The organism is Pediococcus ethanolidurans (genome assembly GCF_001437405.1).
Lineage (GTDB): Bacteria > Bacillota > Bacilli > Lactobacillales > Lactobacillaceae > Pediococcus > Pediococcus ethanolidurans.
Window position 1 is genome coordinate 1 of sequence record NZ_JQBY01000001.1, and the last position, 20,485, is coordinate 20,485.

Here is a 20,485-nt window from a genome sequence, read left to right on the forward strand (position 1 = left end):
TGGAAGACGGTAATTTAATCTGATTTTGTTACTATGAACGTTTTTATATCAGACAATGAGATGCGTTTTTGTGCTTTCAACCTTTAGTTAAAAATAAAATAATAGCTCCAATATCTAAATCTTAGATACTGCGAGCTATTATTTATTTTCGATAGCTTATTTGAAGGATATAAGTTTTAAAAAATCTACATCTTCATACCCATTTTTTCATAAGATCCCATACCACCAAGCCAAAGATCTTTAGGATCCACGTGATTTTCCTTAGCAAAGGCGTTCATCAACGTATCCATATCCATCAACTTGTAAGTCTTTGGATGCTGCGGATCATAGGACTCAATCTGAGCCATCATGCCACCATCTTCATGTTCAATAATATGGCAATGATACATATAAACTCCGGTATACTCAAAACGGACCTTAATCTGCACGTGCTCGTTTGGATTAACACTCACCGTGTCCTTCCATCCATGCTCATTTGGATATGGGGCGTGTCCATTTCGCGAAACCACTAAGAATTGTGTGCCATGAATATGGAACGGATGAATCATTCCCCCAACCATGTCATTGGTGTTAGTGATATCCCACAAAACAACATCGCCAACTTTTTGACGGGCATCAATTCGCTGCATTTCAAACTTCTTACCATCAATCGCCACTTCTTCATCCATGCCTGACATGACCACATGTCGAGTTTTGGTTCCGGCAGTGACAGGTAAATCAGGAACATCAACTAAATGATCAGGTAACTTGGTGTCATCTTTTGCAAATTCATGGATTCGGAAATGAACCAGCGGCACATCATCTGACATTAAGGCAACTTCATCGCCATCTTGATACTTACCAAAATCGACAATAAATTCATCACGTTCCGCGCAGGTCATCATGACCTTAGTGAAATAAACGGGTTCTGGCATGATACCGCCATCGGATGCCACTTGCGCAAACTCTAGGCCGTCACTAAAATGCAAACGGAATTCACGCCGGTTAGCGCCATCTAATACACGTAAACGCACTCGCTGAGTAGTCACATCAATGTACGGATTAATCGTGCCGTTAATCATTGGTGTTTTCCCTTGTACACCATCTGGATCGTAGTCTTTTTGGTAATCCCATTGGTTGTCTTCATGGAAATTACGGTCTTGTAAAACTAGTGGAAAATCATCCACGCCGTAATTACGGGGCAATGGCAGTTTGGCTTCAACCTCGTCTTGGACGACAACAGGGGTTGCTAAACCATGCCAAACTTGCTGGGCAGTTGATGGACATGGATGTGCGTGTAGCCAAAGGGTCGCTGCCGGTTGATTGCAGACAAATTTAATGTCACTGGATTCACCTGGATAAACCGGTGCATGGCAACCACCATCAATATAAGGCCCTGGTACATTCAACCCGTGCCAGTGAAAAGTAGTGAGCTCATGCAAATCATTTTTTAACGTGATATGAATCGTTTTACCGCGTTTGAAGATAATGGTTTTACCCAATAAACTGCCATTATAGCCCCACGTCTTCGTTTTGGGACCCGGTAGTAATTGCGTTTCGCCCTCTTCAGCCGTTACCGTATAATACATATCCGTGTCGGTTTCTTTATCTGGTTGCAAAACTGCCGGCACGTGAAGCTTTTGTTGCGGTGTCGTTGGTTCTTCTAGCGGCACATATCCACCATCATGCGTATTCCATGCTGGTTCATCAAAAAAATAATCGTTATAAACTTGCTTTGCCATTATTTTATGCCTTCTTTTAGAATTATTTGTTTCTAATAATCATTCTAACTACTTAAAAACTAAAATTCAAGCGACCTCAAACTAACGGATAACCAAGACCGAAACTGGTGAATACTTAGCCATGTAGGAAGCTTGGCTACCAAAGTAGCGAGCAACACCCGAACGTGACGAAGACCCAATTACCAGCAAGTCTGGTTTTACGTGTGGAATCACATCTTTAACGATGGTTTCACCGGCGTCCCCTTCGGCTGTGTACGTTTCTACCTTGCGAATACCAAATTCTTCGGCAATTTTTCGATAGCCTTGCAAATGTTTTTCCAAATCGTTGCGTTTGTCGCGAATATAATTTTTATTTAGTGCCTGATAAACATTGATATCGTCTTGTTCCAAGATTGACACAATATCAAGTTCAGCATTATCCTGTTTGGCCCGGTTCATCGCAAATCGAAATGCCAACTGAGCATCTGGGGAATCATCAACCCCAACTAATATTTTAGAAAATCGTTTCGGATCTAAGCGGCTTTCGCTCATCTAAAATTCCCCCAATATCTTATTATTTGATACTTTAATTTTACCATTTTTTGTTTTTTTCAACGAGTAAAGGGCTTACAAATATTAAGTCTCATTAACTTTATGAATAAATTCCATAAAACCAGTCTGGCCATCAGTAGTTTGCTTAAAGACCCCTGCATCTTCCAAAACGCGCAAAAAGACCCGGCCAACTTCTTGATCCACAATTTTTTGAACGTTGTCATCAGTAAACTGGTACTTTTCTTGCAACTGATTGGCCCATTTTTTATGGTATACCTTCATTTCGTTGGGCTTTTTCAATAAATAACGTTGAACCTCAAGCAACTCAGCCTTTAATCTTGCCGGTAAAATTGCGCGGCCCATGACTTCGATTAAACCAATGTTCTCTTTTTTAATGTGCTGCACATCTTGATGCGGATGAAAAATGCCATCCGGATATTGCTTGGAAGTTTGATTATCCCGCAATACCAAATCCATCTCGAATCTTCCTGCTCGTTGACGCACAATTGGCGTAATCGTGTGATGTTTCTCGCCGTTTGTTTCATGGCGAATATCACGTTTAGGATCGTCATAATTTTGCCAAACTTTGAGAATTTTGGTTGCCGCACTCACTAAGGCTGATTCCGATCCACTCTTTAAACGAATGACTGACATCGGCCACTTCACAATTCCAGCCGACACATTCGTAAAACCGTTCAATTCAAACGGTTTTTCAATTGCAGCAACGGCCATTGGAAATTCATGTTTGCCGCCTTGATAATGATCGTGACTCAACATTGACCCACCGACAATGGGCAAATCAGCGTTACTGCCCACAAAATAATCAGGAAACAGCTTTGTGATCGCGACTAAATTTTGAAATGTTGTGCGATCAATGTGCATTGGACGGTGGACCTCAGAAATGAAAATACAGTGCTCGGCAAAATAGGCGTAAGGAGAATACTGGAATCCCCACGTCTCCCCATCTAATTGCAAACGCACAATTCGATGATTACCACGCGCCGGATATCCCACACGACCCTCATAACCTTCATTTTCCAAACATAATTGACATTGCGGATAGCTTGTTGAAACAGTTTTCTGAGCCAAAGCAATCGCCCGCGGATCCTTCTCTGGTTTGGATAAATTAATTGTGATTTCCAAATTACCATAATCAGTCGGCACCGGAAATTCAATATTTTTAGCAATCGCCCGCGTTTTAATGTAGTCATTATCACGACTCAACTGATAAAAGTAGGCCGTTGCAGTCTGCGGACTTCTTTGATACAAATCCCAGAATTTCGTATTAACTTCATAAGGGGTCGGCGTCATAAAGTCCATAAGATCAGCACCTAAGATTTCTCGATCAGTCGGATTAGCTTCAATTTTATGATTCTGAATCGCAGTTTCTATTAAGGCATCCTGAAGTTGTAACAGATCGCCGACAGTCGTCGTTTTTTCTAGTGGTTGTTCCCCAACCATGGCATAGATTCGGTTGATTAGGTAACGGCGATCTAATTCATGATAAGTACCCTTTTTAAGAATTTCTGTTACAAACCGTTCAACTAAACTAGTCGATTGTTCATTTTTCAATCTTGGTTACCTCTTTGTAATTGCGTTGGGCCATCGGCAATCTCAGCAACGTAGAAATCGGCCGCATACCCAATTTTTTCTTTGTAAACTTTGCCAACATTAACTTCAAAGTTTTCAACCTGATTTTTTTCAACAAGGGCAATGGCGCATCCACCATAGCCTCCGCCAATCATTCTTGCACCCAATACACCTGGTTGCTGCCAAGCTGTATGTGCTAGTGTATCCAGTTCTTTGCCCGTGACTTCGAAATCATATTGCAAAGACATGTGTGAAGCATTTACTAAACGACCAAACTTAGCTAGATCTTGATTTTTAAGTGCGGACATTGCTTCACCAACACGTTGATTCTCAAATACTGCATGCCGTGCGCGTTTGAGTAGTGGCTCGCTTTGAATTAAGTACGCATATTCATCGAAAGTTTCTTTATTCAGTGCACCTAAAGTTGAGACATCAATCCCAGTTTGAAGCTGTTTCAAGGCTTCATCACATTCTTGGCGATGTTCGTTATATTTAGAATCTGCCAATTCACGTCGTTTATTCGTATTCATGATAATAATCACGTGATTACCCAGTTTCAAAGGCACATGTTCATATTTTAAAGTATTCGTATCCAGTAAAACGGCATTATCCTTTTTGCCCATTTCAACGGCAAACTGATCCATAATTCCGGAGTTAAGACCGATAAACTGGTTTTCCACCTTCACGCCTTGTTTAACCATGTCGATCGGTTCGATCTGCAAATGAAATTCATCCTGTAAAATTTTGCCAAACAGCATTTCTAAAGAAGCCGATGAGGATAATCCTGCGCCATCAGGTAAATTACCCACAATATAAACATCCAAGCCAGTGGTAATTTTGGCACCTGTTTCGATTAAATAGTGCAACATCCCTTTAGGATAGTTTGTCCATAAATTACCAACTTTTTCTTGAATTTCTGCGGTTCCTAAAGTTAAAACTTGAATGCCCTGTTCCGCAAAGTTTTCCGAATATAAGTGGAATTCATTATCTGTACGCGGTTTTACCGCGGCAAAGGTGCCTAAACTGATTGCACAAGGAAATACGCGACCACCATTATAATCAGTGTGTTCCCCGATTAAATTAATTCGGCCCGGAGCAAAATAAAAACGAGCTGGTTGTTCTTTAAAAATAGCTTTGTAACCGTTTTCTAAAGTTTCGATAGAAATTTTTGTACTCATTCAATTAGCCTCTTTTCTAAACCATTTAATTAGTTCCAGGTAATGGCTTCTACATCTTCAGGACGATCTTTTTGTGTAATTAAATAACTAAGTGCGCCACGAAATGACAACATACCAACTGCACCTTGTTCATTGAATTTGATGGTTGAACCGGATGAAATATGAGCCAAAACGTCTTCTTCTGCTTCCTCGATATTAGCGAATTCCCGATAGAATGTAATGACGCGACCATTTTCATAAGATAGTTTAATTTCAAATTGTTTCAATTGATAAAACCCCTTTCATGACTTTCATAGGTTAATGATATCATATCTGCAAATCTAATCATGGAAAAAACAAATAAAAAATCTCAGTAAATTTACCAAAATGGTAATTACTGAGATTTTTGAACTAATTTTAACTGCCTTTTTTGATGCTGCTTGATTCTAATACATCAGCGTCTTGACCTTATAATGTATGTGAGGCAATCAGTCAAAACCAGTTTTCATTTACGAAGTTTTTGTACTTAAGGATCGTTATCACTAGTTGCAATTGCATCTTCTGCTCAGTATGCAGCGTCAGAAAATGAGTTGCCCTGGGCATACTAGGAATACTTAGCGAAGTCACCATAAAATATTGGCCGGTATTATTATTATTTAGCGTCCTCTTTTAAAACACTTGCGACGTTAACTGTCGGCATATTATAACCAGGAAATTCATTTGATGAATTAGTTAATGTTGCAACCAACGCACGGACATATGGATAGAGAATTGCCGTACAATTTTCTTCTAAAAGCGAGTTTAATCCAGTATGCTTACTATCCTCGCCAACATTATAAATGAAGCTTCCTTCTACACTACATGATACCTTAAATGGCACATTCGGCTTCGTCAGTGACCCTACAACCACAGTTAACACAATTCTAATTTGATCTCCATAAACACGATTTTTAACGCTTAGTTTCGGGCTCAAAATCATTTTATTTTGTGTTTTTTTATAGTTGTCATTACGCTCATAGTTCATCTTTTTCACTGTATAACCATTAAACGTTAAAACACTCATTAGATACCATCTCCTAAAGTTTCAATAACGCGAAATTCGTTTGATTTCGATTGACAATGTTCTTCACTTATATATGAATTATGCGAAATATAAAATGGTGTCCCACTCGTACTGAAATTCAGCCTAGCCGTAATTTGACTATTTTTATCTGCATGGTCTGGCAATTCACCTGTGGTTTCAAATTCTTTTTTAGCGTGTTCAAATAAGTTCTCTTGATAGAGAACTTGAATACGTTGATTATTCTCGATTTGTGAAACTGTCGAATAACTAATACCCAATCGTTTCGCGAATTCTCTAACACTTAAATGAAGTTGCTTGCGTAGTTCACAAATTTGAGAAGGCTGCATAAACCCCTTACGCTCCCTATAAGCATCAAAAGTTCTGACAAAGTTTTCATTTGGGTGATCGAAATCATTCCACAGTTCACCTTCAGCATCTTGCCAATAATGGTTGATAACAAGCAAATCATCAATATCTCTAACTTTTACTATTTCTGGAATCCACTTTTCAATATATAGTTCTTCGATTCCTTTTTCTGGATTGAAAAAATTTTTTTCTTTCATAAAATCCTCTTTTTTTCAAGACCGTTCACTAACCACTAGAGATAGGGAAAATTTAATGGATATTTTGCTTCATGTACTGATATCCAAAAAACAACTCCATTTGGTCGATCTTGAAATTTAAGATAACAAGGCGTTTCTAAAATTCTAAGCCCAAAAATCCAGATTGCACCAGGGATTGGCGGATAATGATCGTCAATCTCCGGTCCAGCAATATAATTTTTCCAACTTAAATTTGTGTATATTTCATCCAACGCAATCTCTGGGTTAATTCCCAAATTAAAAAGAGAATGAATATTTTTCCTGCGATTACTCATCAACCATTTGGATCTTCTACTTTGAATATTTTTTAATTCGCGTTTAATTTCGTCCACTTTTTTCAAAATGTGAATTACCTTTTCAATTTCATTTTAGCACTTCTGTTTCTCACAAAAAACAAATTGCATTTAAATAACAGTTTTTATTTACTCACTAACAGCAAAATACCTACATAATACTGATACGCATAATAATGGGCTGAGTTTTAAAAAAATAAAAAACAGAATCATTTCTGATCCTGCCTTCATTCAAATCATTTTCTTAAAAAAATTATTCTGCCAATTCTGCCGTATAGCTTTCCCGTTCACTAAAGCGAACAACCTTAATTCGATTCTGTTCAAATAAATTAACGACATCCTGACTCACAGAATGTTGTTGTTTTTCACGGTTCAAATCGTTCAGAAAAACATAAAAACGCGTACGCTGCTGCATAATTTTTTCGGTTTGCTCCACATTAGCAAGAATAGCCATCGCAAACATCGAATTATTGGCATTCGTCATTGTTTTAATAAGTCGCGTAGGAATATTACGAATTCCAGGAATCGAAAACTCAAATTTATGTGAAAGCCCACTACTCCCCATATACGAAACGTTTTTAATTGTGCGAATATTATTTTCCTCAAAGAACGAATTAACATCATCAATAAAATAATTAGTTGTGTACTGTTTTTTCAACATAAACATATCATTCACAAATAACATTCCCTGAAGCAAACGGTGTTTAGCTTCTGAAAAGTGAGCCACATCTGCGGTAATCGACAATTCACTAGCTGTACTTGTGACACCATATGCACGCAATTGAGTCTCAAACAATTTTTTTCGTGTTGGCGAATGACTTATTGATACGCCAACACTTTCAAGATTATTAACAGTCCATCCATCATCGGTTACCTTAATTCTGCCATCTGGTAAACTCACCGCATAAATTGTTAATTCATCTGCAAAGTTGTCAGTGAAAGGCAAATTAATTTGAATAATATTTTTATTTACCTGTTTAAAGTCAGTATTATTCTTATACCAAGAAAAATACTGTTCACTGAGTCTTTCAGCATTCAAACTCACATCCATAATTGAATTATCTCCTTTCGTCATTTTAACTGAACAAACTTTTTACAAGTTACACAAGTTTTAATTATTGTTTGTCTACTTAAATATGAGTATAGTTCATCTTGTCAATTTCAGTAAAAATTTTTATTAAATTGAAAAACCGTACAGCCGTTATTCATATAGCAAACAATGTCGCAGGGTAAGTCAGAATTTACTTCAACAAGCAAAAAATTTCTGCAATTAAGAAACAATTACAGAAATTTTCCATGTTTAAAATTATTCATTTAACGAATAATTATGCTGCTTTGACCTTAGCTTTTTCTTTATTATCTTTACGGATCTTGAAGAATGCCAGCATTGCTGTTGAAACTGCAATCCCGCATAAAATGGCAACGAAGAACAAGCCAATATTATTAGTTGCACCCAAGACACCGACAATTGGACCACCATGAGGTACAGCATCCGTGATACCAAATATCATCCCAACTGCTGATGCAACGGCAGAACCAATAATGATACTTGGAAATACATGCTTTGGATTAGCAGTGGCAAATGGAATTGCGCCTTCTGTAATACCTATCAATCCCATCAATATGGCTGCAATCCCAGCAGTTTTTTCTTCCTCTGTATTTAAATCTCTTCGAATAAATGTTGCCAATCCGACTGATAGTGGTGGAACCGCAATGGCACATGCCACTGCTCCCATAATCTGTGGATGACCGGCCGTAATGGAAGCAACACCAAACAAGAAGGCAACTTTATTAATGGCACCACCCATATCAACGGCAACCATCGCACCTAAAACTAATCCCAAAACGATACTTGTTGATGGATCCTTTGACAAGAAGTTTAATAAGCTCTCCAATGAAGTCATTAACCAAGCAATCGGTGCTCCTAAAATTAGAATAAATCCGGCCGTAATAATTCCGGTACCTAACAAAGGAATCACGAAGATTGGCATTACTGGGCGAATACTTTGCGGTATTTTCCATGAATTAAACCATTTAACTAAATATCCTGCAGCAAAGCCAACAACAATTGCGCCAATAAAACCAGTACCGGCTTTAGTACCTAAAATAGCTGGTGTGTTAGCAACCATCGCGCTAATCATGGCCGGGGCTAATGCTGCACGCCCAGAAATTGCATAAGCAATATAGCCAGCTAAAATTGGAATCATTAAGGTAAATCCAATCGTACCAATTTGGTTCATCGCATTCCAAACAGTATGTGGTGCAATCACCATTCCCGCACTAGTTGGATGTGCACCAAAGGTAGTCGCTAACGCAATAAATAAGCCACCAACAACTACAAACGGAATCATATGCGAAACACCATTCAATAATTGCTGTACGATTGGGCTTTGTTTATGTTCATCATTTTCTTCAGTCTGTTCTTCTTGTTTTTCAGCAGATTTTTTCTCGCCAGTGTAAACTTTAGCTTTCTGAGCATCTATTATTAATTTATCTGAATCTTTAATAGCGTTTGCCGTTGAGGCTAATAATACTTTTTTACCAATAAAGCGGTTCATTCCCTCAATAGCAACATCTATTGCCAAAACAACAAAGTCTGCATCTTTAATATCTGCATCAGTTAATTCATTTTCGTTTCCCTGAGCACCCTGTGTTTCAACCTTTACAGTATATCCTTTTGCTTCACCAGCTTTTTGTAATTTTTCTGCTGCCATATAGGTATGAGCAATACCTACTGGACATTTTGTAACACCTACAAAACTTGCCATACTCATTCACTGCCTTTCATTTTTTATGCTTTGAATTCAATCGCATTTGTGACTACTTCATACAATTTTTTTGCATCATGTCGACCATTCTGAAGGTCTTTAATAAATTCATCGTCCATCAATTTTCTAGCTAACTTTGACAACACAGTCAAATGCTCCTTATTGGGATCGTCTAGAGGCATAATTAATGCAATCGCAATTTCTACAGGTTCTTCATCCAGTGATTCCCATTCGATTGGTTGTGTGAACGTCACAATACCAACGACTGGTTGCTGGAGTCCATTAATTTTGGCATGGGGAATTGCAACCCCATTTCCAAATCCTGTTGTACTTTCCTTTTCACGCGCTTCGAAGCCTTGCACTAACGCTTTAGCATCTATACCGTTTTCGTGTGCAAAGAGCTCTGCCATTTTTTTCAAAGCATCATTTTTATTCCCAGTTATCGAAACATCCGTAAAAATATTATTTAAATCAAACTCTTTCACTTTAAAGTCCTCCCTTATTCCATTCTTTTAATATTTTAATAACCTGTTGTTCTTGCTGTGCCTTTAATAACCTACCTTGCAACTGATGATCATCAATAATTGCATTGATTAACTTAAAGATGTCACGCATCTTTCCTTTTACTTCATTATTTAATCCAATAAAGAAAATAAAGTTAACTTCACTTTTCTTCCATAAAATTGGTTTTTTACTAATTAATAAAACCAGAGCCGATTTCTCAATTAATTTTGGACTCACATGGGGGAGCGCAAATCGTTCCATTGCCGTACTTGCCAACTCTTCACGTTGATCAACAGCTTTTAAGACTTCCTTTACATTTTTGATATACTTTCCATTTATTAACGCTTGTGTTATTGTCTCCATGGTTTGCTGATAATCTTCTGATTGATCTTTAATCAAAATAAGTTCGGGTTTCAAAAAATCAAAAAAAGGATTATGTGATTGTGTATTTTTTTGTAATTGCTTAATTTCAGATTGAATTACTTGTATGTCATTGGGTTCTAACAATGGTCCTACACAAATAACTGGTTTTTCTATATTGCTAATTGGAATTGTACTAATAACCAAATCCTCCGTTAGCTTTGAATTAAACAAATCTGCTACCGTAGTAACTCTGTTAACTTGAAGTGTCTTATTAAATCTTGTTTCTAGTCGTTGTGCTAGAAGTTGTGAGGTCCCAATACCACTGCTACAAACCACCACAACTCTTAATCGTTTATCGGATAAATGCCGTTCATAAAAAGACTCAAAATGTAACGCAATAAAAGCTAATTCATCATCATTCAAAATAATTTCATACTTTGTTTGCAGATCTGCTTGTAACTCAACTGCTGCATCAAAGGCTTCTGGCAAATTTCGGCGAATTTCTTTTGTATAGGGGTTATAAATATTAAGTCCAACTTTTAATCTTTTAATTGTCGATGCTAGATGAAGAGACAAACCCTCCAAAAGTTCCTTATCCGGATGAATATTTACTAATCTTTTTTTCAAAAAAACAGAAACATTCTTAAAATCACTATCATCTTTCTGCAGATTAGGTTGCTCTTTTACGTCTGCCAGAGAAATTTTTTTATGCATGGCGGCCACAATATGCAAATTAAGATATCTTTGTTCAACCATTGGAATTGAATGTTGATAACGACGTTCAAGAATTGTCACCAAAAGCTTCGTTTCGTTTAATAACTTTGTGTTTTTTCCCAACCTGACTAGTTTTTTACTATCTATTGAAGAATTGTTTATTCTCTCTAATGCAATCATGAGATGGATAGCTAATGATTGAAATTCATAATCCGAAAAAATTAAATGACTTTTTTCAATAAACTCTGTCAGTGTATCCATTACTAGTGAAATAATATATTTTGAAAATAATTGCTGTAATTTTGGTGGTAAGTTAATGGTTCTTATTAATTGGCCGTGTTCATGTTCTGCATAAATCTCTTGACCCCAATATTGACTGATGAGTTCCGCAATCGCCTCTCGTCGTTGATCCTCATTTGCAGAAATATTAATACCTTGGTGGCTAATCTCAACACCAATTCCTAAACTAGTTAGCTTTTTTCGAACAATTAAGAAGTCATTTTCTACTGTACTTCGACTTACAAACAACTCATCTGCCAGTCCTTGAAGGGTGTAGGGCATGGAGTTCAATAATAACTTGAATAATATATGTCGTTGACGACCTCCTTTAGATTGAAAATCAGTTGCTGAAGTTAAACTTAATGACTTCCGTAATTTATCAAGTTTTCCTGTAAAATATATGCCATCATTAGGTCGTCGAATTAACTGCACTCCTAATTTTTTTATTGCTGGCTCAACTTGATCTAACACATTAGCAATTGTCCGTTGGGAAAGATTCATATGTGCTGCAATCTCTTCATAATGAGTTTTCCCTTGTACTAAAATATATCGAATAATTTCCGTTTCTCGCTCATTCATTTACTTTTGAATACACCTTCTCTCTCGTCTTAACTTTAATATCACTATAAAATATGTTCCGTCTTCTGCAAACGCTTACTTTTACTAGATTAATGTTGCAAAAATTGAACCAGCTAAACAAAATAATTCTATAAATCATTCTTAAAGTCAGACAACTTATACCTTAATCGAAAAAAATTGCTTTAAAAAAATCGTTTACAAGAAATTTTTATTCTTGTAAACGATTTTTAGGTACTACTTATATACCTTTTACCATCGACAGCTTAATATTTAAATTTGAGTGTAATCATGTCATACTTTCCAATCGTCCCATCAGACTGAATTGGTTCCTCTAAAGCATTAACAACGTCTGCTTTACTCAATAGATCCTCTGGGATTTTTACTATTTGTTTAGTTGGATTTTGGATTCTCACAATATAGGCATCTGCATCTAAGTACGAAGGATAAACTGCTGCTACCAATAAATCCTGGATTTCCAACAATGAAAATGAATCTGGAATGACTGGATTATCCTCTGTTGGCCAAATCTTGTTATCCAAACGATTAATAAAAAGATTTAATTTCTGCATTTGATAAGAGATTGAAGGCGATAACCATCTATGCATCAACATGCTTGTCTCGTGTTCCGAAAATTTCTTTTCTGCAAACGATAAAGCAAATTCAAACCGATTTTGACCCAACTCTTCTGCTAATGGAGTCGCCATCATCACATGCCCTTGATTAGTTGTATCTCCTGATGCACGACCGGGTCGCCAAGCTAAATTAGGTTTGCCCAACTGCCCTGTTGTAGCCATTAAGGTGACGTACAAACCATTATTCTTGGCTTCATACTCTTTCATACCTTTGCCAAGAAAAGTCATGTGTTTATTTTCTCCCACAATGGAAACAGTTTTATCAAAGCTATAGATATTCACTGGCTTTTCAACAAATTCTTTTTCCCAATCATCACTAATTTTATGATTGGTTGTTTGCACAAAACCATCTTGAATATGAGCAATCGTTTTAGCATTTTTAATTTGAGGATTTAATTTTAATCGCAGTCGATGCGAATAAACTTGGTTATCAAAATCTAATTTTCCTTCTATTAAACCTTGTTCATCAAAGGACAAACGTAAGGTATAACTCACCGCTTGATATTGTGGATTTGTAGCCACGCGATCTTCCAAATGCAATGGTAACTTACTGGTTCCTTTGACAATCAGAACCGCTACTTTGCCATTAATCTCTTCAACTTGAGCATTCTGAAAATCAAGTGCACGTTCATGATCTCCACCCAAAGGTGAATAATCATACGTATCCCCATCATTACCCGAATCCAACAATTGAATAGCATCGGTTATTTGGCATTCTTGATTTGAATAATTAATAGTCCCATTTACAAAATTCAATCTCTGATTTTCAAACTGAATTTCATTTTTTTTATTGGAATCGGAATTGATTAATAACTCAGCAGCAGGTTGCTTGCCTTCATTGAAATGAATGACTTTATATCCAAGGGCTGGCAACTCAATGTTCCCTTCAAACTTTAATTCATAATACTCGGGTTCATCCGTATACTCTTGGCCACGAGGCGTCATCATCAGAATATGGTGACGTACTGGATAATGTTTACTCTCAATAATGACGGGCCGCTCTAATCCATCAAACTCTATATTTTTTGAACTAGTTGTAAGACTGATAATTTTCTTACCACTAAATTTAAAAGGATCCGTATTAAACACAAGCACATCATGGTCACCCAAGTTGAGGAATTCAGCCAATTTCTTTTTGATCATATTTTCAATTCCATCGGCAATTTCATTGGCCTCTTTAAACCGATGTTTGATGTCCACCGCAACATTATCGGAAACACTTCCACCTAATGTATCATGAGCTTGACATTCTAAAAGTTTCTTCCAAAGCTTAATCAGCAAACCAGTACCAATGTTAAGTCCATTTTTATGGGCAATTACCATTAAAGGTTCAACTCTTCGTAAAATCTTTTGTTCCAAATAAAAGTTGTCCGTTTTAATTTGGTGTCTAACTGACCCAATGGTTCGATGAACTCGCGCATATGTTGGTAAACGTAATTCACCTTGATAGGTTGGTAGATCTGTACGTTGCCTTAACTTATCAATAAATTTCGGATAAGAACTAATTACGGTATGATTCTTACTTAATTTGTTGAGATCCGAAATGGTTTGATGAATATTTTTTATAATATTCATTTGATCAATTCCAGAAGGCATTAAAACATCTGTATTTTTAGCGTGGGTTGCTTCAAAGTCAGCCGCTGGGTCAAATCGTTTATCCACAAACTCTTTAAGATTTTTCTTTGATTCCACATCAATTTGTGCTGTGAAATAACCAAATGGAAAATTAGCTGCATATACATCTTTTCCAGAAAGTCCCTGCCATTTAAAGTACACTGAGTTCATTTGTGTTCTGAAATTAGTTCCTCGCCAAAAAACAAAGTTATCAATCCCAACTTGATGCAAAATTGTTGGTAATTGTGCATTGAACCCAAAAGTATCTGGCAAATAGCCCACCATCATTGGTTGTCCATACTTTTCTCTAGTATCATTGACCCCAATAATCAAGTTTCTTAAAATGGACTCTGTATCTGGTATCAAGGCATCTGTTTGCGTATACCATGGTCCAACAAACAAACGTCCCCCTTTAACTAGCATTTGAATACGCTTCTTTGCTTCCGGATGAATTTCTACATACTCATCAACAACTGAAATCTGCCCATCCAAACAGAAATTGGCTTCTGGATGTTTTTCCAACTCATCTAGAACCTCGGTAAACAGTTGATCGCTCAATACCAAAGCATCCATAGTTGTAAAATACCATTCTCGATCCCAATGAGTATGGTTAACGAGATTCGTCTGAGTCATAATTACCCTTCTTTCGCTTCTGAGTTATGTCGCGTAAATCTCTTTAAGAAGTTTACTAATAGTGCCGTAATGATGACACCAACTAAGATAGCAACGGTATAAAGAATCACATTTGATGAAAACGGAATTGCCATGACCGTTGAAAGTGCCGTCTTTTGATAAGTTCCAAACAAGGCGTTCGTTGCACAACCAGCTGCTGTTCCAACAATAATGCTTGGAATAACTCGAACTGGATCAGCAACCGCAAATGGAATCGTTCCTTCCGTAATTCCAACAATTCCCATTACCAATGCTGAACGACCACTTTCAATTTCAGCATCACTGTATAATTTTTTACCACCAAGTAACGTTGCAACAAACATACCTAACGGTGGAATACCAATTGCCATCAACATTGCAGTACTTGCTTGATAACCACCAGATGTAAAGGCAGCCATTCCAAACGCATAAGCAATTTTGTTGATTGGGCCTCCCATATCAACAGCCATCATTCCACCAAGAAGAGCAGCTAATAGAACTGCATTAGCACCACTCATCCCTTTTAACCAAGCTGTTAGGGCAACCGTCATTGCCTTAATCGGATCTCCAACAACATAAATCAGGAATAGGCCTACCACTAAAGTGGCTAAAAATGGAATCACAATTAGTGACTTTACAGCTGTTAAATTTGCTGGCATTGGAATCTTTTTTAGCCATTGAACTAAATATCCAACTAATAGCCCGACCAACATACCACCTAAAAATCCAGTTCCCATTGATGATGCAACCAAACCAACAATGAATGCTGGTGCTAGTCCCGGTCGATCAGCAATAGAATACGAAATATAAGCTGCAATAATTACTGGAATAAATCCTAATCCAGTTTGACCTAACAATCTGAGGTTCCCCCAGATATTACTTGTTTGGTTCCAAACATTTGTCCCGCCAAAAATTACCGCAATTGATGTTAATAATCCGGCTGCAGTAACCAGTGGGATCATATATGAAACACCAGTTTGAAAATGATTGGCTAACTCTTTACCAAATTTTTTCCAATTCATTATTTTCACTTCCCTTTAATTTATCAGTGCAATTGCCTGATCAATTGCTGATTTACCATCCTTAACTACTTCAGATGTTCCAACCTTTAAAGTCTTCTTTCCTTCAAAACGATCTGGTTCCTGAACATTAGTATCTACTGCGAAAATGACAACGTCTGCAGCATCAATTTCAGATTGTGAAAGTCGGTTCTCAACTCCCATTGCACCTTGCGTTTCAACCTTAATGTCATAACCCTCTTTTTTAGCGAACTTCTTTAGATTTTCGGCCGCCATATAAGTATGGGCAATACCTGCGATACAAGCTGTAACAGCCACAATTTTTTTTGCCATGATAAACTCCTCCTATTTAACTTTTAAGTATTTTTAAAATCTCTTCACTAGTTTGTGCCGATTTAATTGCTTTCACAAAATCATCATCCATCAATTTTCCGGACAATTTAGCTAACATCCGTAAGTGCGCATCCCCTTTTGATTCTGGCGAAACTGCCATTAAGAAGATGATATTGACCTCGCTGCCATCTAACGAATGCCACGCTAATGGCTCAGAATTCTTGGCAAACAACATCGTCGATTGAATTACCGACGTGCTTTTGCCATGTGGAATCGCAATGTTATTACCAATACCGGTGGTGGTCAAGGACTCCCGATGTAACACATCATGATAAAAATCATCTGCATCGGAAACGCTTCCATTTTGTTGTAAAATCAAAGCCAATTGATGAATGGCTTCGTCACGAGTCTTGGCATGCAAATCCATGACAATATTTTTTTCTGAAATGAAATCACTTAACTTACTACTCAATCAAATCACCTCCTAATTTGCTTAAAACCTCTTGAGCTGTCGTGCATCCCTCAAGTTCTTTTAATAATTTTTTATTCTCAAGAACGTCGTTAAAATACTTATAAATTTGTTCAATTTGCGTTTGTACTTCCCGGTTCATGGCAAGAAAGAACACAACGTTCACTGAATTACCATTCCACTCAATGCCATATGAATTGATATAAACTGCAATACACGGCTTAGCCACAAATTCAATGGGTGCATGGGGCATCGCAATATTGTCAATTGCCGTACTAGCCAACTTTTCTCGTTCTATCGCCGCATCGACAATGCCTTTTCGGCCAAAATAAAATTTCTCTAGTTGTAACCCAATTCGTTTAATGACCATTGCACGTGTTTCTTGCGTATTCGCAAAGAACATTAATCTCTTATCCAACAAACGACTAAAGCTCCCTGAATTTTGACGATTAGTTAAAATTTCATCGGCCACGCCGCGAATTTGTTTGGCAGAACCAGTGTCCAAAAACGGGGGTACAACTACGACCGGTGCATTGGGAACCTCAATTCGAATGGTACTAATCACTAGATCTTCGACAATCGGATGATTTTTTAACTCTTGAATGGAAGTCACCCGATTTACTTGAATACTATCCGCAAAGAACTTTTTCACCCGTTGCTCCAATAATCGAGCCGTTCCTAGTCCCGTACTGCAGACAATTACGGCATTTACCATACTTTTTTGCCGCTCAATGTAGGCTTCGATGTGTAACGCAATAAACGCTACTTCATCTTCATTCAACGTAATGTTGAATTGTTTTTCAATTTTGGCACTAATATCAATCGCATTATTAAACGCCAACGGGAAAAACTTCTTAATGTCTGCTGTATATGGATTATGCAGGTTCAAACCTAAATACAATCTTTTTAACGCTGATGTCACGTGAACTGTTAATCCCCGCAACAACATCTCGTCATGATTACGAATGTTATCCTCTAAAAACTGATGAATTGTATTTTGTTGAATCGGCGAAGCGGCCTTCTCCAAATTATCCTTACCAATCGGTTGTCCCTCTGCTGCCAAAATATGAATATTGATGTATTGCCGTTCATACTGTGGAATTGTGACTTTAAAGGCGGCTTCTAAAATCTTGATCAAACTGATCGTATTCATTTCTAGTTTTACAGGATGATCACTTTTCTCCAGTGTTTTATCTTTAATAATTCTTTCCATAGAAATAATTAAATGAATGGCTAAAGATTGAAACTCATAATCTGTAAAATGAAGTGCACTCACTTGTTCAAAGCGATCTAACGAACTTAATACTTTTTGAAAAGTATCCTTACTGAAAAATGAACGCATATCAGTTGGTATTTTTAATTCGCGGTGTACCTCTCCTTTCTTATTTTCCAAATACATCGTGTCACCCCAATACATTGTCAGTAACTCGGACATTAATTTACGTTTAGCTGATTCCGATGCAATGACCTGCATCCCTTCATGGGTAGTTTCAATCAAAGCATCATACTTAGCTAACGTGCGCTTAACTTCCTTAAAGTCACTTTCTAATGTACTTCGACTTACAAACGTGCTATCAGCAAGATCTTGAATTGTCTGTGGATAGTTGGAAAGTAGTAGTTTTGACAATATTGCAATCACACGTTCATTTTTAGTATTAGGCGTATCTGGATAAACTTTGTTTTGAATTGCGTTTTGTAGATCAGTCGTATCTCCTTCAAAGTAAATACCAACATTGCGCTTACGAATTAAGTTAATCTTGTAGGTGACAACCGTTTCAGCAATATTATCTAAATACTTTGTGATCGTTTTTCGTGATCTACCAATACTTTTGGAAATATCAGAATAATGAACAGTTCCAGTGTTAAGAATCAATTTAACAATTTGAACTTCTTGTTCGGTTAAATTTTCAATCGATTCATGCATGTTATTCACCTCCTGAATACGTTTTCAATATACCATGCAAAATTAGTTTGAAATATTCAATAAAGTACACTTATGAAAGTATACTTTTTGCGTGCATAAGTATCTCATAGATCGCGACTGAACTAAATGGCGATAATATCGCCATTAATAGATTTCTAAAAATGTGATTTGCGTGCAAAAGTGCAACTTTGTATTACAATAGGCTACACCATGTTATAATGTAGGTGGAAAATATCAACTAAAGGAGTCTCACAAATTATGGACACTAAACAAAAGAAAGTCACCGTTAGCGCACGTATTGATGCTGATTTAAAAAAACGTGCCACAACGGTTACTAAAAATATGGGTATGGATATGTCAACTGCTATTTCTCTCTTCTTAACCAAAATGGTACAGGAAAATGCCTTACCATTTCGTCCAGAAGGTAACCCTTTAAGCCAGGCTATTTCAGAAATGAATGCTGGTGAAGGAAGATCATTTGACTCTGTAGAAGCACTGATGAATGATTTAAATAACAGTAATCAGGATGATTAAAACGATCACACGAGTGCCCACATTTAAACGACAATACAAACGACTAAACAAAAAACATTATGATACGCAGCTTTTGAAAACAGCTATCACAGCATTAGTTGAACAAAATACCGACTTACTAAGAACAAAATATCATGATCATCATTTGATTGGTATGCACGGTCTACGGGAACTGCACATTCTAAGTGATTGGCTCTTAGTATATTCAATAGATGAAAGTTCTTTACAACTGTATTTGCTTGCAACTGGATCGCATGATGAGGTTTTATAAACTAGGAAAACTGAAAATATAAGAATGAAGGGATAAGGATGTCAGAAACCAGAAAATTAGTTTCATGGGAAGATTTAGGAAAAAATCTTCATTTAGTTAATAAACACGATGATAAAATCATTGATATTCTTACAGACTTAATGGCAGAACGTATTAACTCCGGCATTTCTGCAGTTAAATTTGCAAAAGAATTGGTATGAAGCCCTCTCAGCTATCAAAGATTGAAGCTCTCGATAGCATTCCAACTTTTGCAACGTTAAACCGTTACGCAAACGGATTGGGACATGAATTAGAAATCAAGATTGTGTAAGTAATCAGTATCATTAAAATGAATAAAACAAAAGCCATCTGCAAATTCACTTTACAGATGGTTTTATTCTGATTAGTCATAAAACACAAAATCTACAATCCGAGTTTAGCCTTCAAGGCATTAGTCATCGTCTCTGAAAAGTTGATGTCATGTTCACGTCCCAATTCATTCAAATAACTTGGGATGGTAATTGTTTTCTTGATCGTTCGATTATCTGACATTCTGCGAAACTTAGCTAAATCAATGTCAACATAAGTTACAATCGTATCTTTCGAAGCTTTTACATTGAAACTCGGTTTAGGGAGCGGTAACCCAACATTTTGCCGTGCTACTCCTTCTTCTGAAATTGCGTCACGTGCCATTTCAATTGCCTCACTAAGAGTAGAACCACTTGTATCACTATCAAAATCAATAATGTGAACCAGATATAAATTAGCCTTTTCTTGTTTAACAATCACCGGATATGCTGCTTTAACGTTTTGGTATTTTTTCTGCATGGAATGCCCCCAAAATTCATCTACCATAGAAATCACATAACAAGCTAGAATTTTTTACATTCTTAGT

General features: G+C 36.9%; 22 protein-coding genes. 4 read left to right on the forward strand and 18 right to left on the reverse strand.

Translation table 11 applies throughout. From position 1 onward, the window contains the following. Positions 1 to 185: 185 nt before the first annotated feature. The 17 genes from IV87_RS00005 to IV87_RS00085 all read right to left on the reverse strand — a co-directional run bounded on the left by IV87_RS00005 (position 186) and on the right by IV87_RS00085 (position 18,806). Positions 186 to 1,721, reverse strand: coding sequence for a multicopper oxidase family protein (locus IV87_RS00005; protein ID WP_057804856.1), 1,536 nt, complete (start codon positions 1,719 to 1,721; stop codon positions 186 to 188). An 81-nt stretch (positions 1,722 to 1,802) separates the two neighbouring features. After that, positions 1,803 to 2,252 (reverse strand): universal stress protein, encoded by a 450-nt coding sequence (locus IV87_RS00010; RefSeq protein ID WP_057804857.1) that lies wholly within the window; start codon positions 2,250 to 2,252, stop codon positions 1,803 to 1,805. 84 nt (positions 2,253 to 2,336) lie between these two features. After that, a complete protein-coding gene (locus IV87_RS00015; protein ID WP_057804858.1) occupies positions 2,337 to 3,824 on the reverse strand; it encodes a UDP-glucose--hexose-1-phosphate uridylyltransferase in 1,488 nt (495 codons plus the stop codon). Then, the gene (locus IV87_RS00020) at positions 3,821 to 5,008 is read right to left on the reverse strand and encodes a galactokinase (protein WP_057805004.1); all 1,188 of its coding nucleotides are present in this window, start codon (positions 5,006 to 5,008) and stop codon (positions 3,821 to 3,823) included. The genes IV87_RS00015 and IV87_RS00020 overlap by 4 nt, the downstream gene beginning before the upstream one ends. A 41-nt stretch (positions 5,009 to 5,049) precedes the next feature. Next, a complete protein-coding gene (locus tag IV87_RS00025; RefSeq protein ID WP_057804859.1) occupies positions 5,050 to 5,286 on the reverse strand; it encodes a hypothetical protein in 237 nt (78 codons plus the stop codon). A gap of 365 nt (positions 5,287 to 5,651) precedes the next feature. After that, the gene (locus IV87_RS00030; protein ID WP_057804860.1) at positions 5,652 to 6,062 is read right to left on the reverse strand and encodes a protein-export chaperone SecB; all 411 of its coding nucleotides are present in this window, start codon (positions 6,060 to 6,062) and stop codon (positions 5,652 to 5,654) included. Continuing rightward, on the reverse strand, positions 6,062 to 6,625 hold the full coding sequence (locus IV87_RS00035) for a helix-turn-helix domain-containing protein (RefSeq protein WP_057804861.1): 564 nt from the start codon (positions 6,623 to 6,625) through the stop codon (positions 6,062 to 6,064). The genes IV87_RS00030 and IV87_RS00035 overlap by 1 nt, the downstream gene beginning before the upstream one ends. A 35-nt stretch (positions 6,626 to 6,660) precedes the next feature. After that, complete coding sequence (locus IV87_RS00040; RefSeq protein ID WP_236698945.1) at positions 6,661 to 6,996, reverse strand: hypothetical protein; 336 nt, start codon at positions 6,994 to 6,996, stop codon at positions 6,661 to 6,663. A 214-nt stretch (positions 6,997 to 7,210) separates the two neighbouring features. Beyond that, a complete protein-coding gene (locus tag IV87_RS00045) occupies positions 7,211 to 8,008 on the reverse strand; it encodes a DUF1828 domain-containing protein (RefSeq protein ID WP_074693801.1) in 798 nt (265 codons plus the stop codon). Positions 8,009 to 8,282: 274 nt separating this feature from the next. Beyond that, positions 8,283 to 9,725, reverse strand: a complete 1,443-nt coding sequence (locus IV87_RS00050; protein WP_057805005.1) for a PTS fructose transporter subunit IIC — start codon at positions 9,723 to 9,725, stop codon at positions 8,283 to 8,285. A gap of 23 nt (positions 9,726 to 9,748) precedes the next feature. After that, a complete protein-coding gene (locus tag IV87_RS00055; RefSeq protein WP_057804864.1) occupies positions 9,749 to 10,210 on the reverse strand; it encodes a PTS sugar transporter subunit IIA in 462 nt (153 codons plus the stop codon). 1 nt (position 10,211) lies between these two features. Continuing rightward, positions 10,212 to 12,164, reverse strand: coding sequence for a BglG family transcription antiterminator (locus tag IV87_RS00060; RefSeq protein WP_057804865.1), 1,953 nt, complete (start codon positions 12,162 to 12,164; stop codon positions 10,212 to 10,214). Positions 12,165 to 12,427: 263 nt separating this feature from the next. Next, positions 12,428 to 15,043: a glycoside hydrolase family 38 N-terminal domain-containing protein gene (locus IV87_RS00065; protein WP_057804866.1), complete on the reverse strand. Its 2,616-nt coding sequence runs from the start codon at positions 15,041 to 15,043 to the stop codon at positions 12,428 to 12,430. 2 nt (positions 15,044 to 15,045) lie between these two features. Beyond that, positions 15,046 to 16,083, reverse strand: coding sequence for a PTS fructose transporter subunit IIC (locus IV87_RS00070; protein WP_057804867.1), 1,038 nt, complete (start codon positions 16,081 to 16,083; stop codon positions 15,046 to 15,048). 15 nt (positions 16,084 to 16,098) lie between these two features. Continuing rightward, the gene (locus tag IV87_RS00075; protein WP_057804868.1) at positions 16,099 to 16,413 is read right to left on the reverse strand and encodes a PTS fructose transporter subunit IIB; all 315 of its coding nucleotides are present in this window, start codon (positions 16,411 to 16,413) and stop codon (positions 16,099 to 16,101) included. A gap of 16 nt (positions 16,414 to 16,429) precedes the next feature. Then, entirely contained in the window at positions 16,430 to 16,885 is a 456-nt protein-coding gene (locus IV87_RS00080; RefSeq protein WP_057804869.1) for a PTS sugar transporter subunit IIA, read from the reverse strand. Continuing rightward, positions 16,878 to 18,806, reverse strand: a complete 1,929-nt coding sequence (locus IV87_RS00085) for a BglG family transcription antiterminator (RefSeq protein ID WP_057804870.1) — start codon at positions 18,804 to 18,806, stop codon at positions 16,878 to 16,880. The genes IV87_RS00080 and IV87_RS00085 overlap by 8 nt, the downstream gene beginning before the upstream one ends. A 258-nt stretch (positions 18,807 to 19,064) precedes the next feature. On the opposite strand from IV87_RS00085, the gene IV87_RS00090 reads away from it, so the two are divergent. From IV87_RS00090 to IV87_RS11335, 4 genes are read left to right on the forward strand one after another with little or no spacing between them, the layout of a single operon-like run. Then, complete coding sequence (locus tag IV87_RS00090; protein WP_057804871.1) at positions 19,065 to 19,340, forward strand: type II toxin-antitoxin system RelB/DinJ family antitoxin; 276 nt, start codon at positions 19,065 to 19,067, stop codon at positions 19,338 to 19,340. Next, the gene (locus IV87_RS00095) at positions 19,333 to 19,611 is read left to right on the forward strand and encodes a type II toxin-antitoxin system YafQ family toxin (protein ID WP_057804872.1); all 279 of its coding nucleotides are present in this window, start codon (positions 19,333 to 19,335) and stop codon (positions 19,609 to 19,611) included. The genes IV87_RS00090 and IV87_RS00095 overlap by 8 nt, the downstream gene beginning before the upstream one ends. 38 nt (positions 19,612 to 19,649) lie before the next feature. Beyond that, entirely contained in the window at positions 19,650 to 19,811 is a 162-nt protein-coding gene (locus tag IV87_RS11330; RefSeq protein ID WP_156407362.1) for a hypothetical protein, read from the forward strand. Next, positions 19,808 to 19,921 (forward strand): hypothetical protein, encoded by a 114-nt coding sequence (locus IV87_RS11335; RefSeq protein WP_143053125.1) that lies wholly within the window; start codon positions 19,808 to 19,810, stop codon positions 19,919 to 19,921. Before IV87_RS11330 ends, IV87_RS11335 begins: the two co-directional genes overlap by 4 nt. A 92-nt stretch (positions 19,922 to 20,013) precedes the next feature. Here the strand turns inward: IV87_RS11335 and IV87_RS00105 are convergent, their stop codons facing one another. Beyond that, a complete protein-coding gene (locus IV87_RS00105; protein ID WP_057804873.1) occupies positions 20,014 to 20,418 on the reverse strand; it encodes a type II toxin-antitoxin system HicB family antitoxin in 405 nt (134 codons plus the stop codon). Between the last annotated feature and the right edge of the window lie 67 nt (positions 20,419 to 20,485).

What these genes read in the sequence shown, in the direction of transcription:
- IV87_RS00095 (WP_057804872.1), top strand. Translation starts at nt 19,333, where the DNA reads ATGATTAAAACGATCACACGAGTGCCCACATTTAAACGACAATACAAA.
- IV87_RS00005 (WP_057804856.1), bottom strand. Translation starts at nt 1,721, where the DNA reads ATGGCAAAGCAAGTTTATAACGATTATTTTTTTGATGAACCAGCATGG.
- IV87_RS00105 (WP_057804873.1), bottom strand. Translation starts at nt 20,418, where the DNA reads ATGCAGAAAAAATACCAAAACGTTAAAGCAGCATATCCGGTGATTGTT.
- IV87_RS00030 (WP_057804860.1), bottom strand. Translation starts at nt 6,062, where the DNA reads ATGAGTGTTTTAACGTTTAATGGTTATACAGTGAAAAAGATGAACTAT.
- IV87_RS00010 (WP_057804857.1), bottom strand. Translation starts at nt 2,252, where the DNA reads ATGAGCGAAAGCCGCTTAGATCCGAAACGATTTTCTAAAATATTAGTT.
- IV87_RS00070 (WP_057804867.1), bottom strand. Translation starts at nt 16,083, where the DNA reads ATGAATTGGAAAAAATTTGGTAAAGAGTTAGCCAATCATTTTCAAACT.
- IV87_RS00085 (WP_057804870.1), bottom strand. Translation starts at nt 18,806, where the DNA reads ATGCATGAATCGATTGAAAATTTAACCGAACAAGAAGTTCAAATTGTT.
- IV87_RS11330 (WP_156407362.1), top strand. Translation starts at nt 19,650, where the DNA reads ATGTCAGAAACCAGAAAATTAGTTTCATGGGAAGATTTAGGAAAAAAT.
- IV87_RS11335 (WP_143053125.1), top strand. Translation starts at nt 19,808, where the DNA reads ATGAAGCCCTCTCAGCTATCAAAGATTGAAGCTCTCGATAGCATTCCA.
- IV87_RS00075 (WP_057804868.1), bottom strand. Translation starts at nt 16,413, where the DNA reads ATGGCAAAAAAAATTGTGGCTGTTACAGCTTGTATCGCAGGTATTGCC.
- IV87_RS00050 (WP_057805005.1), bottom strand. Translation starts at nt 9,725, where the DNA reads ATGGCAAGTTTTGTAGGTGTTACAAAATGTCCAGTAGGTATTGCTCAT.
- IV87_RS00045 (WP_074693801.1), bottom strand. Translation starts at nt 8,008, where the DNA reads ATGGATGTGAGTTTGAATGCTGAAAGACTCAGTGAACAGTATTTTTCT.
- IV87_RS00060 (WP_057804865.1), bottom strand. Translation starts at nt 12,164, where the DNA reads ATGAATGAGCGAGAAACGGAAATTATTCGATATATTTTAGTACAAGGG.
- IV87_RS00035 (WP_057804861.1), bottom strand. Translation starts at nt 6,625, where the DNA reads ATGAAAGAAAAAAATTTTTTCAATCCAGAAAAAGGAATCGAAGAACTA.
- IV87_RS00065 (WP_057804866.1), bottom strand. Translation starts at nt 15,043, where the DNA reads ATGACTCAGACGAATCTCGTTAACCATACTCATTGGGATCGAGAATGG.
- IV87_RS00090 (WP_057804871.1), top strand. Translation starts at nt 19,065, where the DNA reads ATGGACACTAAACAAAAGAAAGTCACCGTTAGCGCACGTATTGATGCT.